Below are 15,186 nucleotides of genomic sequence, written 5' to 3' on the forward strand. Positions count from 1 at the left end.
AAGTCCGATTGGTGAGGGCTGATAATCAGTGGGGGATGAAGAAAACCCCCACTGATTAAAGTTTCACTTTATCTCGATTCACCTGTGAAGTTTCCATAATAAATATAGCATTTTCTATCTTCATCAATCTCTCTTGAATCTAAAGTGAACTCCATATGCATGCCGTCGCGCTGAATATATATAATATCTGAATGAAGAGACGGTAAAATTTCTTCATAGTTCCATACATCTTTACTTTCAATCAAGTTTGAACTCGTATCCTTTAGCTCTCTAATTTCAAAACCGATGTGGAAGTAAGTAGGATCTGAAGGGTCGTTAGAAAAAGTTTCTTGTTGAATATATATAACTGCTGTGCCGTCTGGATCTACTGAAGTTGCAGTAACAACATATGTATTTTTATCCTTTATAAAATATTCACAAGTCATGCGTGCGATAATTTCAGAATTAGAAATATTTGCGTAGTTCCATAAAGCAGGATACCCTTTCGTTTCATCATTAAGTCGATATTCTAAGCGCATTTTATCCCTCTTCTTCCTTTTTCTTCTACTTTATCATGTAATCCTATATAATAGGAATAGAATTTAAAAAGGGGAGTGCGAAGATGACAAAAACGAAATGGCTAGTAGGTGGTGTCGTAACGTCTTTAATGACTGGCACGTTATTTGGCTGCGCACAAGATCTTCCCTCAAAACCGAATGATAATAGTTGTTCAGATTGGGATTGGGATGATGAACTTGGGGTATGGCAGTGTGATGATAGTAGTTCAGGTTATCGTGGGCATTATTTCTATGGTGGGCGATACTATCAAAATAAATCAGCTTTTAAAAATTCATCGGCGTTTAAATCGTATCAATCGTCTGCGGAATTTAAAGGTGGAATTGGTAGCGGTTCAAAGGGAGGATTTGGGGGCTAACATATGTCGCAATACATAAGGGATCGAAAAAAGTTTTATTCGAAATATCCGAATTTTTGGTCGGATTTATATGAAAGTGAGTATAGTTTGTTTCATGTTTTCTCAATAACAAATGAAAATATGAAACAATTGCAATTAGCAACTGAACGAATGGGGAAAATATTTTTCAAGACTGCTAGACTTTTGCGTAATTTAAGTGACGAACAGCTTCTTGAACTTGGGTTTCCTCCTGGGAGCCTATCGTTCATTAGAATGAAAGGATTATATCCTGAATCTGTTATTTCGCGTTTTGATTTCGTTCTATCAGGTGATAACCGAATTAAAATGCTTGAGTTTAATAGTGATACACCAACTTTTATTATGGAATGCTTTCAAATGAATGGAAAAGTTTGTGAAAAACTAGGCTATGATGATCCGAACTTGGGGCAAGAACGGTTACTATCTTCTGGTGTTACAAAAGCTGTTATGGAAGCAATAAAGGGAATAGATAACCCAAATGTTGTTTTTACAGCACATCATGAACATATTGAGGATTGGAATACGACTATGTATTTGAGCCAGTTATGCCATGTTGAAAATAAAGCAGTGCCAATGTCAGAACTTAGAATTACAAAAGATGCTTTAGTGGATAGCGATGGAGTACCGATTGATGTTTTATATCGTCAAACATATCCGATAGAAGATTTAATTGAGGACCAAGATCCTGAAACAGGAGATTTGGTAGGTGTGGAACTGTTGCAACTTGTAAAAGAAGGGAAGCTTTTTATTGTTAATCCTATATCGGCATTTTTACTTCAGCCAAAATCAATTCAGTGTCTAATTTGGGGGCTAGCAGAAGAAGATACTTTTTATACAAATGAGGAACAACAGTGGATTAAAGAATATATGTTACCTACATATTTAGAACCAGATTTATTTTTAGGAAAAAGTTCTTTCGTTCAAAAACCTTCATTTGGTAGAGAAGGGGACACAATTACCGTTCGCGATAAGGACGAAAATATTATGATTCAAAATGTACACCAAACGTATAAAGCGTCACTACCGATATTTCAAAAGTATACAGAACTTCCAGTCGTATCCTTGGAAACAGAGAAAGGGATGGAAAAACTGTCGTATGTGTTTGGTTCGTTTTTAATTGCTGGAAAAGCGAGCAGTATCGGTATTCGCGCCGGGGAAAAAATTACGGGGAATGAATCGTACTATTTACCGGTAGGGATAAAAAGGAGGAAAGTATATGATTAATTTTTTATTATATTTAGCAGTAACACTGGGTCTTTTATGCATTGGTCTTTTCCTAATGGAAGTGACAACGAAAGTAAAAGAATTTAAGTTAATGGCTCAAGGAAATAAGGCGGTAAGCTATGTGCTTGGAGGGCGATTGCTTGGGTTAGCTATTGTTTTATATTCGACAGCAGCTAATTCCATTTCACTTCTTGATATGGTTTCGTGGGGAGCAGTTGGAATTTTGGCTCAAATTATCGTCTTTTATTTAGCTGAGTGGCTTACACCACGCTTTAATATAAACAAAAGTCTCGAGGAAGATAATCAAGCAGTTGGTCTATTTCTTATGTTTTTATCGCTTTCCATTGGGATTGTAATTGCTGGTTGTATAACTTATTAAAAACTTTACGTCTAGACGTAAAGTTTTTTATTTTATAGACGTTCGTTTGTTATACCTTTCGAAAAAATTGTAGGCTACTGTTGACATCTATTTTAAATAAGAGTAACATTTTCTATGTAATAAAAATAAGTCTCTGTTAGGTGAGGCTCCTGTATAGAGAAATGCTACTGCCCAAAAATGTCGAGAGACGCCAATGGGTCAACAGGAATGATCGAATTAAGGTTTTTCTTAACGTAGCTGGTAATGTACCTATGCTATACAGTGCTAAAACTCGGCGAGGGAGAGGTCCGTAGATTTCTAATTGTATTAGGAATCGTTTATTTGTGTATGTCATGGCCTTTACTCTTTTCGGAGTAAGGGTCTTTTTGTTACAAAGCTATGAGTAATTTCATAGTATAAACTATAAAATTAAATGAGGAGGTGAGGAGCATGTCAAATTCTGACTCGGTTCCGTTACCCATATACTTCAATTCAAAAATATATGATGTAGGCAGGAAACGACTTGTTCCTCCCTCTATATTTATCATTATGTAGCGTTTATTTACATATTTAAGCGCTAGACACTTTTATGATAAAGTGGATAAATTGAGAAACAAAGCGTTTCTTCCTATGTTGTACAGGAGGAGACGATAATATGTTATATGCAAACAAAACTGTGGGTAACACGTCATATAAATTAAGTAAAAAATCAATGAAAGAACAAACAATGCTTCAAAAAAATAAAGATTTATTAATTGAAATCGCAACGAGAGATGTAAAATCTGTATTTGCGTATTTTAAAACAACAAGAGACGGATTATCTATGAAAGAGGCACAAAAACGTATTCAAGTATACGGCCGAAATGAATTAACTTCAAAAAGAGCGCGCATTGCGGAAGTAATGATGAAGCTAAGTGGAATGATTCCAGGTTTTTCAAAACAAAATGTGCGTGATGGATTACAATGTGAGAAAATTACTGTGTCTCGAGTAGAATGTTCTAGTGTAACAGGATTAAACGGTGAATTGAAAATGATGAATTTGCCAGTACAAGAACTTGTTCCTGGTGATATGATTTTTCTTTCAGAAGGTGATACAGTACCAGCAGATGTACGTATCATTTACGCGAATGATTTATTAGTAAATGAATCTGTGTTAACAGGAAAAGATGCAAGTATTGAGAAATTTGAAAGTTGCTATCACCTTGAGCGTAAACGATTTATTCCTTTAAAACGAATGAAAGACTATAATCCATTTGAACTTGAAAACGTATGTTTCAAAGGTACGTATATTGTTGGTGGAAATGCAAAGGCTGTAGTTGTTTCAACTGGGAAAAATACGTATACAGGAATTCTTCATACTTGTTGTAGTAGAACGTCTTAATGTGTAAATGATGCTAAATATACAAAAACAATGTATAATAGACAAAGTTGAAAAAACGTAGAATGGTAATCTATTTATATAACCTTACGTGATGACGTGGGGTTATTATTTTTTTTGGTAGGAGAGGAATTATGAAAAAAGTATTATTAGTTGATGGTATGGCACTATTATTTCGTGCTTTTTATGCAACAAGTGTCTACGGACAATTTATGAAACGACAAGATGGTACCCCTACAAACGGGATTCATGGTTATATGAAACATTTATTAACAGCTATGCAAGCAATTGAACCGACACACATCGTAACATGTTGGGATATGGGAAGTACGACATTTAGAACAGAATCGTTCTCAAATTATAAAGCGAATCGTGCAGCGCCGCCTGAAGAATTAATTCCACAATTTGATTTAGTACAAGAAATGACTGCAAAATTGTCTATTCCAGTTATCGGTATGAAAGGGTATGAAGCAGATGATTGTATCGGCACGCTTGCAAAACAATACTGTAATGAAGCGGAAGTTTATATATTAACAGGTGATACGGATTTACTTCAGCTTGTTGATAAGAACGTTACAGTTATGCTCTTACGCAAAGGAATTGGAAATTACGAATATTACACACCAGAGAAAATCATGGAAGAAAAAGGCGTAGAACCGTGGCAAATCGTGCATGCGAAAGCGTTCATGGGAGATACGAGTGATAACTATCCAGGTGTAAAAGGTATTGGCGAAAAGACAGCGTATAAGCTTATTCAAGAGCATGGAACAGTAGCAACTGTACTAGAAAATGTAGCTACATTAACGAAAGCGCAGCGTACAAAGATTGAAAGTGATTTAGATAACTTAAATATTTCATTACAATTGGCACAAATTCACTGCGAAGTTCCAATTTCATGTTCACTAGAAGAAGGATTACACACAATGGATGAAGAAAAACTTAGATTCGTTTGTGAAGAAATGAATTGGGGAAGACCTGAAATATTAATCAATATGCTATAAATAGTTTGGAAGAAGGATGTTACATGAGTCGAACTTTGACTAGGTGACACCTTCTTTTTTATGTTGGAAAACAGAATGTTAGTAAGTGAAAGTATATGAAACTTAGCTTAAAATATATAAAAATTTCGACAAGTTAAATTGATATAAGATGATGAAAATGGCGATTTATGTAATGAAATGAAGCAACTACAAAACTGTTTTAGGGGGATCCCTTTTTTCGTGTTCACAAAGTTGTCAGAAAATAAACGGAATTTTCATATGAAGTTCAAATGGAATTCACAACAATCAATTATTATAAGAACAACCAGATAATTCTTTATCTTTTATATAAACCATCCCCCAAGGAGGACAATGAAAATGAGAAAAAAAGTGAGAAAATCTTTTAAACAATTATTAATTGAAAATAAACAATCACTATTAAATAATAAAGAAAATATGAAAGAAATTGAGGAACGAATTGAGAAACGACATGTAGCATATAGTGGTGCCAATAATTAAATAAAATAAAAAAGATAGCCTATAAAGGCTATCTTTTTTATTTTATATGGAAACAACTCTATTTCTGTCTTTAATTTTTGTAAATATACAAGATATTTTTATAGTGTTTTTCTATCAATATTATTCATTTTTCGAGGTTGAAATTGGTATATACCAATTCTTAAGATTCACTATTCATAATATTACAAAAAATGTTACAATACATTCAAAATTACGCTATAAAATCATTTTAATATGAAAAATTGGAATGAAAAGAAAGGAGAGGAATATGAATAATGGTGTCGCTTTGAAATGATTATTATCATTTCAGTAGGAGTTGATGTAAAACGATGGATAGGTATGAAGAACTGGATTCTATACGAGGAATTTCTTCATTGATAGTAATGATTGGCCATCATTTAATGATTTTTTCAGTATTTCAAAATTACAGTTATGAAGATAATAAACCATTTGTTATGTATCTATTAAAAGAAACGCCTGCTCGTATAATTTTTAGTAGTGGTAACGAATCTGTTATTATTTTTTTTGTTTTGAGTGGATTTGTTTTGTATAAATCCATTCAAAAAAACTACGATAGTTATGGAACATTCCTTTTAAAGCGTATATCCAGAATCTATATTCCATATATCGTAGCAATAAGTATAGCTATTTTATGCCAGACTACAATGAGTAAATATGGTATTTCTAATTTAAGTGAATGGTTTAATCGCTCATGGACGATCGAAAGTTCTTTAAGCTTAATAGCGCAACATGTTTTATTGATTGGGAAATATAATACAGATGCATATAACGGCGTAATTTGGTCACTTGTTCATGAAATGCGAATATCAATAATTTTCCCGTTAGTTATGATGGTTTGTTTACGAAAAACGTTGAGGTATTCATTATTGTCATTGTTTAGTTTTAGTGTATGTTCTGTCTTGATTTTATTTTTATTTCATTCAAGTTTAACATTAACTAGTTATGCATTAACTCTGCACTACACAGTACTGTTTTTACTAGGAGCACTAGTTGCGAAATATAAAAATAATTTAATAGTTTTTTATAGTAATTGTATTAAAAATGAGAAAATTGCATGGTTTTTATTGGCGGTTTTACTTTATATGTATGAAGGGCTTATTGGGGAAATTAATTTGCTCAATAATTTTATATTTCGAGACTACGTAGTAGCGATAAGTGCATGTTTATTTGTCATATTAAGCTTATCGGTATCAACTTTGTCATCCTTGCTACGTAATAAATACTTGTTATATTTGGGGAAGATTTCTTACAGTCTTTATTTATACCATATCATATCTTTATTTTCCCTAGTGTATATGCTTCATGAAATATTTCCGTTACCTATTGTTTTAATTTTATCGCTCATTCTTTCGTTTATACTAGCAATAATTTCTTATTTGTTTGTAGAAAAATTTGCATTCAGGATCGGAAAGTATATAACAAAGCAATCGAATTTAGAAAAGAAAAGACTATCTGTAGAAAGTGAGTTGCAGGGTGTCGTTCAAACAAAGGCGGTGAAATAATTGAAGCAAGAAATTAGCATGAAGGATTTTCAGCAGCTATTGAAAAGAAGGGTAGTAACAATAATTTTAACGATGTGTTGTGTAACAGTATCTTTAATTCTTATTTCTATGTATGTATTAAAGCCTTCGTATCAATATTCAACGCAAATTCTCGTTGGGAATTTAGATGGGTTTAATAAGGAGAATGCAGTGAATAAAACACAAGAAAATAAGCAACTCGTAACTTCGTATGTTGATATTTTAAAAAGCCCACTCATTATTTCAACGGTTAAAAAAAATTTAAAATTAGAGCAATCAACTTATGAATTAGCACAAAAAATTTCAGTGATGAATATGGACAACTCGCAAATCGTTACTGTCACAGTAAAAGATTCGGATCCTACAATTGTCAAAGAAATTGTAAAGTCACTGGCAGAACAATCTCAAAAAAGCTTTCAACAGTATACGAATGTACAGGGGATAAAAATATTAACTGACCCTGAGTTACAGGAAAAAGCTGAAAAGTTGTTTCCAAAATTTCAACTTATCATTCCTATCTCTCTAATTGTTAGTTTTTTTGTTGGGATAGGTTTAGCTGTATTTCGAGATTATTTTGATGAACGTATATACGTGGAACAAGATTTAGAGAAAATAACAACAGTCCCTGTTATTGGTTACATAAACATGAAACCGAAAAGAAAAAAGAAATCTACAGAAGTTGATACGCAATCATCTATATATCGAGGTGACCATGTCGATGTTTAAGACAAAGAAACAGCTTTCATTTGATCCGCATGATGCTTTAATGAAAGAGCAGTTTTATACGATGTATCACGAGTTGAAAAAATCGGGGAAACAAGTGTTCACAGTTACTTCAACGAAGGATAGAGGTGTTGTTGCCTCGCTTATAGTAAATATAGGGCTAGTGTTTGCAGAAATGAAAAAAAAAGTGTTACTTATCGATGTGAATTTTTCTGATCCTAAGCTACATCTACTATTACAAAGTAATCATACGAAAACAGTGAATGATATAATAAGCAATTCCTCCTGTAGTTATGAAAATTTTTCTAGTAATTTATCTAAATACTTATATTGTATTCCTGCCAAAAAAACAGTACACACCGGTACGCCTTTAGTTGCTACGGATGAATTTGATTATGTAATTGCGAAGTGGAAAGAAGATTTTGATTACATTTTCTTGTATTCCTCTGAAGTATTTGAGCTTCCTGCTACGCACATGATTGCAGGGAAATGTGATGGAGTGGTTTTAGCAGTCAAAAAGAGAAAAGATTCCTTACGTACCGTGCAAAAAGTGATAGCAAATATAAAGAGGAAAGAATGTGAATTAATAGGTATAGTTTTATATTCTTGAATGTGGAGGTAACGATCTATGATTCGTGAAACAAATCAAGCCAAGTTGTATACGATTCCGGCTCAAGAAAAGACCAGTATTTTGAATCGAAGTATAAAGCGCTTGTTTGATATTATATTTTCACTCATATTGTTACTATTAACGCTACCAATTATGTTGTTCTTTTGTATTATGATTGCTTTCGAAACAGCAGGAGCTCCAATTTATTTTCAAGAACGTTTAGGGATTAATGGGAGGAAATTTAATGTACTAAAATTAAGGTCGATGGTAAAAGATGCTGAAATAAACGGACCACAATGGGCAGATGAAAATGATTCAAGAATTACTAAAGTGGGATCATTTATAAGAAAAACGAGAATTGATGAGTTGCCGCAACTTTTAAATATTTTAAAAGGTGATATGTCTTTTGTTGGACCTAGACCAGAGAGAGAGTATTTTTATAAACAATTTGATGCGTATATTCCAGAATTCAAGGATCGTTTAATTGTGAAGCCAGGGTTAACAGGATGGGCACAAATAAATGGAGGATATAATCTTGATCCGAAAGAAAAGTTGAAATGGGACATGGAGTATATTGAAATGAAAACGATTAAGATGGACATTCATATTTTATGTAAAACCGTTTTAATCGTATTGAACGGTAGTGGTGCAAGATAAATATATGTAAGTAGGTTGCTTGCAAAGGAGAGCAGGTATGGGTAAATCTATTTTAAATAATATTATCCATCTATTTTATAGCACGATTTTAGCTAACCTTCTTCAGGCTGTGAGTTTAATTGCTTTAGCAAATTTTTTTAATGCACAAAATTATGGGATGTTTAGTGTTGCTATAGCAGTGACGTTTGTTATGTTATTTTTTACAGATTTAGGACTTACGAATACGTTTCTTCGAGAAGGGGCAAAAGATGGAGTAGACTTAGAGACGATTTTATCGTCGTATATAAAAGTAAGGATGATTCTACTTATTTTTATTTCTATAATCGGCTATATTGCTATTCATTATATGTATGCAGATAGAAATTTGATTTATATGATGATAAACGTAATGTTTTTCATGTTAATAGGATTAACTTGGCAAAATATAGGGATTGCCTACTTTCAGCTGACGGAGCGTATGAAGTATATAGCGCTTATCAAAGTTGTATCAGCGGCAGTTGTCATTATCATTACATGTTTTTGTATTTTCGGAGAGTTACCAGTTTATATAACTGCTCGTTTATATGGATTTGGTTATACGATTGGTGGTTTATTCAGCATGTATGTAATGAAAAGAAAGACGAGTATGAATATGAAAGTCGTAATTCATAAATCGTTATTTTGGCAATTGACACCGTTTATTATTAGTGGTTTTTTAATAATGAGTACGCCACAATTAGCACCTATCTTACTTAACTATACATTGCCATTAAGTATGGTAGGTGTTTTCGCAGTGGCGTATCGGATGCCAGCAGCTTTATATCAAGTGCCAGGGGTGATTGCAGGTGCATTTTATCCAGTACTGTTTAAGCATTATAATCAGAATAATTTAGAAGAGCATACGAAATTAAACTTACTTCAAATAAAATCAATGGCGATTGTGGGAATATGTATGACGATAGGTTTATATCATTTAGCACCATACTTTATTTCAATATTTTTTCATGAGGAATGGAGAAATGCAGTAGAGCCACTCCAAATATTATCATTTCTCATTGTGCTGCAAAGTTTAAATATTGCTATAGCTGATGGCTTAACAACGAGTGGACGTCAAAATAAAAGAACGGCTGTGCAATGTATAGCATTAGTAATAGGTGGGATTATGCTTTATAGTTTTAGTAGTATTGGTGGAGTAATAGGAGCAGCGTATGCTATGGTTTTATTTGAAATTGTAGCTTTAGTTGGGTATATAGCAGTAAGTGTAGTGAAGGGGAAAATTGTATTTCAAATTGTCATACCTTATACAATTTATTTTGGCGTAACTTTTATTGGAGTGCAATATATATTGCATACATATCATTTCATTGCGCTCGTTCTGAATACATTAATCGTAGTAGTTGGTATATTCCTATATGATTATGAGCTAAAAAAACTTCTTCTTTCGTTTATAAGAAAAACACGCAAAAAGGATTATATTACGAAACAGGGGATATAGCCTATGGAAAATAATATGAAAATATCGATGAAATGGATTGTGCTCTTAATATTATTTGTCATGTTAAGTAAATACAACATATATATTGGATTTTCGCTGAAGATATATATGATTTTTTTAGTCATATATTTTTGTTTAACAGTTAAAAACTTTCATATTCAAAAGCTATATTTTCATGAAGTTGTATTTTTACTTTTTTATTTCATCTATTGTTTGAGTGGAATCCTTTCTATATATTTAAATGCTAGTATTCGTATGATTTTTGGTGTGCTACTTGTTTTAGGGTGTTATTTTATAATGAGAAATTTAGTAGGAAATGTTGAAATAACAACACTTGAATCATCCATTGTCTATGTTGGATTAGTATTTAATATTGTAAGTTTAATCCTTTATATAGTCGGTTTACAGTATTTTGGATTATATGGTGGAGAAGAGAGAGAAATTTTTGCTGGACTATTAGTTGATAGAGGGTATCCAAGATTAATTGGATTGCTGGATGATCCTAACATTTTTATTTTTTATAATACAATATTTTTAATGTATTATATGACAAATTTACATAATATGCCGAACATTATAGGATTGATTTTATGTGTTACGACGAGTTTATTAACTTTTTCAAGGGGAGGTATATTAGCACTTGTGCTTGTCGTTTTTGTATATGTATGTATATCTAGTTTTGCAAAAAAAATAAAAATAATGATGAGTTTACTATTGTTTAGTGTAGTAATTTTTAGTTTATCGAATAGTGTAATGGGTGGTCAATTAGATGATATATTGAATAAAAGAATTTCTGATTTTTCGCATGATAATGGAAGTGGTAGATTTACATTATGGGAAGCTGCATTTAAATATTATGTATCCAATCCATATATCGGAATCGGTGCATTTAACTTTTCGAATTATTATGAGTTTCAATTTAATGAAAAATTATATGTGCACAATACATTTTTAGAAATTTTGTCTGAATCAGGTACAATTGGTTTTCTTTTATATAGCGCGTTTTTAATCATATTAATGTTCAAGTTAACGCAGTATACTTTATTTCGCGAAAAACCGTATCTTTTATTAACTATGATTGCATTTTTATTTCAGATGATGTCATTGTCACTCATTATTAACGAAGCGTTCTTTTTATTTTTAGCAATTGTTGTGAAGTACATTTCAATATATGAAGGAAGGGGAAAGATAGATGGTAAAATGTCTATTAGCACATAATAAGGCGCCTCATGTTTCCGTAATAACACCTTCTTATAATAGTATACAATTTATAGGAGAGACGGTTTTATCAGTACAGAATCAATCCTATGAAAATTGGGAAATGATTATCGTTGATGACGCTTCAACTGACCAATCTTTTGCAAAAATTAAAGAGATAATAGAAGGGGACTCACGTATTAGACTAATATCGTTAAAAGAAAATGTTGGTGCTGCTAGAGCTCGGAATATAGCAATTAAAGAAGCGCGAGGAAGATATATTGCTTTTTTAGATAGTGACGATATTTGGCTACAAAATAAATTGGAGACGCAATTGTCATTTATGGAAGAAATGAATGCGGCCTTTTCGTATACATCGTATAGTTTAATAGATGAAAACGGTAATGAACTAAATCGAGAAGTGAATGTACCAAAATTTGTTGACTATCATTGTTTGGCTGGGAATACAATTATTGGTTGTTTAACAGTAATGATTGATCGTGAAAAAATTCCGCATATTGAAATGCCTAGTGTACAGCCAGAAGATACAGCATTATGGCTGAACTTATTACATGAAGGGCATGAAGCGAAAGGGATACAGCAAGTGTTAGCGAAGTATAGAATTGTTGCAAATTCTGTTTCAAGAAATAAAATTAGAGCGGCTTTTCGGTATTGGAATTTACTAAGGGAACAAAAACGACTTAATGTAGTACAAATCTTTTACTATTTTAGTAAGTATGCTTATCATGCCTATAGAAAAAATAAAATCAATGTAGTTGGGAAGACGCAATTATGAATATACTGTTGATGACAGATAAATTGATAACTGGAGGAGCCGAAAGTTATTTCTGTAAATTGGAAAGCAATTTGCGTTATGAGGATTTTAAGGTTTATACAGCTGCAGGTGATGGAGAACTATATGAATCTCTTACTAGAAAAGAAAATTTTATGTTACTTAGTCGATGGAATCATTTGAGAAATATTTATTACTTACGAAACGAAATTTGCAAACGGAAGATAGAACTTATCCATGCGAATAGTTTGCGGATGGTATTATATGCTTTTCTACTTCAAAAGTTTATTAAAAAAAAGATGAAAATTGTGTATACGAAACATAATGTAACAATATTAGAAAAGAAAATGCCAACTCTTTTTCGTTATTTTATAAATAAATATGTGAATAATATTATTACAGTAAGTGAGTTTGAAAAAAATAATTTAATTTCAATGCATGTAGCAGAAGAGAAAATAAAGACAATTTATAACGGTGTGGATATTGAAAAATTTTTATTCCAGAAGAAAAAGACAGAATCTATTTATAAAATAGGGATATTAGCAAGACTATCTAAGGAAAAAAACCATCAATTATTTGTAAAAATTGCAAATGTGTTGAAAAAAAGAGATGACTTTTTGTTTTATATTGCTGGTGATGGACCAGAGAAAGAATCTATTATGAAAGAAATAGAAAAGTATGGATTGCAGCAAAGTGTAAAGATGTTAGGGAATATTTCAGAGCCGCATAGGTTTATAGGAAACATGGATGCCCTACTTTTATTATCTTTTCGTGAAGTGTTTCCAATGGTGGTAATTGAAGCAATGGCTACAGGAACACCGATTGTTTCAATAGATGTTGGCGGAATAAATGAAGCAGTAATAGATGGAGAATCAGGTGTTTTGCTATCTGAATATTGTGAATCAGAATTTGCAAGGGCGCTTGAGGAACTACAAGGAAATGAGGAAAAGGTGAATGGTATTAGACTGAAAGCACGAGAGAAAGCAGAGAGATATTTCTCATTAACTAAAATGATAGAAGAAACGAAAGGTATATATGAATTAAACAAATGACCGTGCAAGTCGTTTGTTTTTTTTATTATAGAAACTTTTAAGAGAAAACTCACATATTATATGAAAAAGGTAATATGAGGAGTGAATTTATTTTGTCAGAATATATTTCTTCCCAAGAAGATTGTGCACCAGAAAATAGCGTTCATATTGATTGTTTTGGAGCAGTTCCGAACTCAGGGAATGATAGCTCATTAGCAATTCAGCAAGCTATAAATTATTGTGTAGCGAACCGAATTTCGACGGTTAGAATTACAGGGGTAAATACGTACAAAATTGTAAAGCCAATTGTTATTAAATCAAATGTCAGGTTAGAGCTAGATCCTACTGTTATATTGCAAATTGATGGAGATTTTAATGCGTTTGAACTGCAACAAAATGCGTCTATTACAGGTGGTACAGTTCAAGTTATAAATCCAGTGTTTCAATCTACGGTTATTTATGTTTCCGGTTCACAACAAATAGAAGTTCCTAATCACTCTCTTATATCAAATATAAATATAATAAATGCAACGTCGTCATATAAAGGTAAGGCTATACACTTTTATTGTCAAAAAGCATGGGATTATATTAGTTTCTTTCAAGTTAACTTTGTTCAAATTAAAAACTTTCAAACAGCGATCCATTTAAAGACAGAATATATAGATGATATAAATACACCTTGCTGGATTAACGCAAATGTATTTCAATCTATATTTATTGATGGATGTCAGTATGGGATAGAGGTTGATGGAAACAGTGATTTACCAAATGAAAGTTCAGGGAATACGTTTCATGATATTCAAGTGCAATGTAGACAGCAAACGAAAAAAGTCATTCGTTGTACAGGTGCCTATAATACATTTGATTGTATGATTTGGGATACGTACCGGATGAGTAGTGAACAGATTGTCATTGAATTTTCTTCTAATTCGCATCGTAATTACCTTTTTTCGAATTTACTTTCCACAACTATTGTCGATAAAGGACAATACAATGTTTGTAAGTCTACCTATGAAGAATCTCTTCGTATTCAGTTGCCGATTATGTTAAATAAACCACATTTAATAGGGAACCAAGATGATATTTTAGTAAACGCTCAGCAGAAGTATACTGTTAAGCAAGTAAGTGGAAAATTACCTTACGGGGGGAATCTTGCAAATTGTTTTAATTTAATAGATGAACAAAGTGTAAACTATATCGATGTTCCAGATAGTAATCCAGTTGTGATTGAACTAGATTTCACGAAAAATCCAATCAAAATGTTGAATTGTTTTGGAATGTATTTTGGCTGGGGAGAGAGCCCGGAGAAAATTAAAATTGAATATGCATTAAGTGCAACTGGAAATTGGGTTGTTGCATCGGATGTTCCATTAAATGTAGGCGATACAATTATATCGAATATGAAGGCGAGTCAACTATTTAAATTGAGAATTACACTGAGTGGTTACGTTCAAGATCATAAGCGTTTTCGGATTAATCGTATGTTTGCGAGGTCTTCTATGGAGAATGGGAATGCTTGGTTAGCGACATCTGGAGGAAGAATGTTTGGAGATATTGAAATAGAAGCAAGTAAAGGTATTATTATGAAGACTGCTAGTGGAGCGAAATGGAAAGTAACGATTAATGAGGCTGGCCAACTTATTACGACTAAAATAACTTGAGATGATGATTGGTTGTAAATGCTTGGACGAGTTATTAGGTAGTACGATAAAGGGAATGAAAAAGAGATTGTAATTTGGTTTCAACCAAACTACAATCTCTTTTTGTTTA

Annotated in this window: 16 protein-coding genes and 1 riboswitch; of the genes, 15 read left to right on the forward strand and 1 reads right to left on the reverse strand. The window is 32.3% G+C overall.

The window, feature by feature from the left end:
• Positions 1–68 precede the first annotated feature (68 nt).
• On the reverse strand, positions 69–518 hold the full coding sequence (locus FS742_RS00600) for a hypothetical protein (RefSeq protein WP_001235514.1): 450 nt from the start codon (positions 516–518) through the stop codon (positions 69–71).
• A gap of 83 nt (positions 519–601) precedes the next feature.
• Between FS742_RS00600 and FS742_RS00605 the strand changes: the two genes are divergently transcribed.
• The 15 genes from FS742_RS00605 (at position 602) to FS742_RS00675 (ending at position 15,077) form a co-directional block, all read left to right on the forward strand.
• Positions 602–913, forward strand: coding sequence for a hypothetical protein (locus FS742_RS00605; RefSeq protein ID WP_073517808.1), 312 nt, complete (start codon positions 602–604; stop codon positions 911–913).
• A 3-nt stretch (positions 914–916) separates the two neighbouring features.
• Complete coding sequence (locus tag FS742_RS00610) at positions 917–2,155, forward strand: glutathionylspermidine synthase family protein (protein ID WP_144610658.1); 1,239 nt, start codon at positions 917–919, stop codon at positions 2,153–2,155.
• Entirely contained in the window at positions 2,148–2,534 is a 387-nt protein-coding gene (locus tag FS742_RS00615) for a DUF350 domain-containing protein (protein ID WP_000606860.1), read from the forward strand. The genes FS742_RS00610 and FS742_RS00615 overlap by 8 nt, the downstream gene beginning before the upstream one ends.
• A gap of 125 nt (positions 2,535–2,659) precedes the next feature.
• A riboswitch (M-box (ykoK) riboswitch) is annotated at positions 2,660–2,825 on the forward strand.
• 343 nt (positions 2,826–3,168) lie between these two features.
• Positions 3,169–3,894 (forward strand): P-type ATPase actuator domain-containing protein, encoded by a 726-nt coding sequence (locus FS742_RS00620; protein ID WP_144610660.1) that lies wholly within the window; start codon positions 3,169–3,171, stop codon positions 3,892–3,894.
• A gap of 131 nt (positions 3,895–4,025) precedes the next feature.
• On the forward strand, positions 4,026–4,892 hold the full coding sequence (locus FS742_RS00625) for a 5'-3' exonuclease (protein ID WP_144610662.1): 867 nt from the start codon (positions 4,026–4,028) through the stop codon (positions 4,890–4,892).
• 357 nt (positions 4,893–5,249) lie between these two features.
• A complete protein-coding gene (locus FS742_RS00630; protein WP_046955196.1) occupies positions 5,250–5,390 on the forward strand; it encodes an FbpB family small basic protein in 141 nt (46 codons plus the stop codon).
• Between the two features lie 329 nt (positions 5,391–5,719).
• A complete protein-coding gene (locus FS742_RS00635) occupies positions 5,720–6,913 on the forward strand; it encodes an acyltransferase family protein (RefSeq protein WP_144610664.1) in 1,194 nt (397 codons plus the stop codon).
• Positions 6,914–7,657, forward strand: coding sequence for a YveK family protein (locus FS742_RS00640; RefSeq protein WP_144610666.1), 744 nt, complete (start codon positions 6,914–6,916; stop codon positions 7,655–7,657). It abuts the gene before it with no gap.
• On the forward strand, positions 7,644–8,264 hold the full coding sequence (locus tag FS742_RS00645; protein ID WP_144610668.1) for a CpsD/CapB family tyrosine-protein kinase: 621 nt from the start codon (positions 7,644–7,646) through the stop codon (positions 8,262–8,264). Before FS742_RS00640 ends, FS742_RS00645 begins: the two co-directional genes overlap by 14 nt.
• An 18-nt stretch (positions 8,265–8,282) precedes the next feature.
• Positions 8,283–8,921 carry a sugar transferase gene (locus tag FS742_RS00650; RefSeq protein WP_144610670.1) on the forward strand — a complete coding sequence of 213 codons (639 nt, stop codon included), beginning with the start codon at positions 8,283–8,285 and terminating at the stop codon, positions 8,919–8,921.
• A gap of 37 nt (positions 8,922–8,958) precedes the next feature.
• Positions 8,959–10,395: an oligosaccharide flippase family protein gene (locus FS742_RS00655; RefSeq protein ID WP_144610672.1), complete on the forward strand. Its 1,437-nt coding sequence runs from the start codon at positions 8,959–8,961 to the stop codon at positions 10,393–10,395.
• A 3-nt stretch (positions 10,396–10,398) separates the two neighbouring features.
• Positions 10,399–11,613 (forward strand): O-antigen ligase family protein, encoded by a 1,215-nt coding sequence (locus FS742_RS00660; protein ID WP_144610674.1) that lies wholly within the window; start codon positions 10,399–10,401, stop codon positions 11,611–11,613.
• Positions 11,588–12,388: a glycosyltransferase family 2 protein gene (locus FS742_RS00665; protein ID WP_144610676.1), complete on the forward strand. Its 801-nt coding sequence runs from the start codon at positions 11,588–11,590 to the stop codon at positions 12,386–12,388. Before FS742_RS00660 ends, FS742_RS00665 begins: the two co-directional genes overlap by 26 nt.
• Positions 12,385–13,437, forward strand: a complete 1,053-nt coding sequence (locus FS742_RS00670; protein ID WP_144610678.1) for a glycosyltransferase family 4 protein — start codon at positions 12,385–12,387, stop codon at positions 13,435–13,437. Before FS742_RS00665 ends, FS742_RS00670 begins: the two co-directional genes overlap by 4 nt.
• A gap of 92 nt (positions 13,438–13,529) precedes the next feature.
• Entirely contained in the window at positions 13,530–15,077 is a 1,548-nt protein-coding gene (locus tag FS742_RS00675) for a glycoside hydrolase family protein (RefSeq protein WP_144610680.1), read from the forward strand.
• The last annotated feature ends 109 nt before the right edge of the window (positions 15,078–15,186 follow it).

This window comes from Bacillus cereus, assembly GCF_007678085.1.
Taxonomy (GTDB): Bacteria; Bacillota; Bacilli; order Bacillales; family Bacillaceae_G; genus Bacillus_A; species Bacillus_A cereus_BE.

What these genes read in the sequence shown, in the direction of transcription:
- FS742_RS00670 (WP_144610678.1), top strand. Translation starts at nt 12,385, where the DNA reads ATGAATATACTGTTGATGACAGATAAATTGATAACTGGAGGAGCCGAA.
- FS742_RS00665 (WP_144610676.1), top strand. Translation starts at nt 11,588, where the DNA reads ATGGTAAAATGTCTATTAGCACATAATAAGGCGCCTCATGTTTCCGTA.
- FS742_RS00620 (WP_144610660.1), top strand. Translation starts at nt 3,169, where the DNA reads ATGTTATATGCAAACAAAACTGTGGGTAACACGTCATATAAATTAAGT.
- FS742_RS00635 (WP_144610664.1), top strand. Translation starts at nt 5,720, where the DNA reads ATGGATAGGTATGAAGAACTGGATTCTATACGAGGAATTTCTTCATTG.
- FS742_RS00605 (WP_073517808.1), top strand. Translation starts at nt 602, where the DNA reads ATGACAAAAACGAAATGGCTAGTAGGTGGTGTCGTAACGTCTTTAATG.
- FS742_RS00610 (WP_144610658.1), top strand. Translation starts at nt 917, where the DNA reads ATGTCGCAATACATAAGGGATCGAAAAAAGTTTTATTCGAAATATCCG.
- FS742_RS00650 (WP_144610670.1), top strand. Translation starts at nt 8,283, where the DNA reads ATGATTCGTGAAACAAATCAAGCCAAGTTGTATACGATTCCGGCTCAA.
- FS742_RS00630 (WP_046955196.1), top strand. Translation starts at nt 5,250, where the DNA reads ATGAGAAAAAAAGTGAGAAAATCTTTTAAACAATTATTAATTGAAAAT.
- FS742_RS00660 (WP_144610674.1), top strand. Translation starts at nt 10,399, where the DNA reads ATGGAAAATAATATGAAAATATCGATGAAATGGATTGTGCTCTTAATA.
- FS742_RS00625 (WP_144610662.1), top strand. Translation starts at nt 4,026, where the DNA reads ATGAAAAAAGTATTATTAGTTGATGGTATGGCACTATTATTTCGTGCT.
- FS742_RS00655 (WP_144610672.1), top strand. Translation starts at nt 8,959, where the DNA reads ATGGGTAAATCTATTTTAAATAATATTATCCATCTATTTTATAGCACG.
- FS742_RS00615 (WP_000606860.1), top strand. Translation starts at nt 2,148, where the DNA reads ATGATTAATTTTTTATTATATTTAGCAGTAACACTGGGTCTTTTATGC.
- FS742_RS00645 (WP_144610668.1), top strand. Translation starts at nt 7,644, where the DNA reads ATGTCGATGTTTAAGACAAAGAAACAGCTTTCATTTGATCCGCATGAT.
- FS742_RS00600 (WP_001235514.1), bottom strand. Translation starts at nt 518, where the DNA reads ATGCGCTTAGAATATCGACTTAATGATGAAACGAAAGGGTATCCTGCT.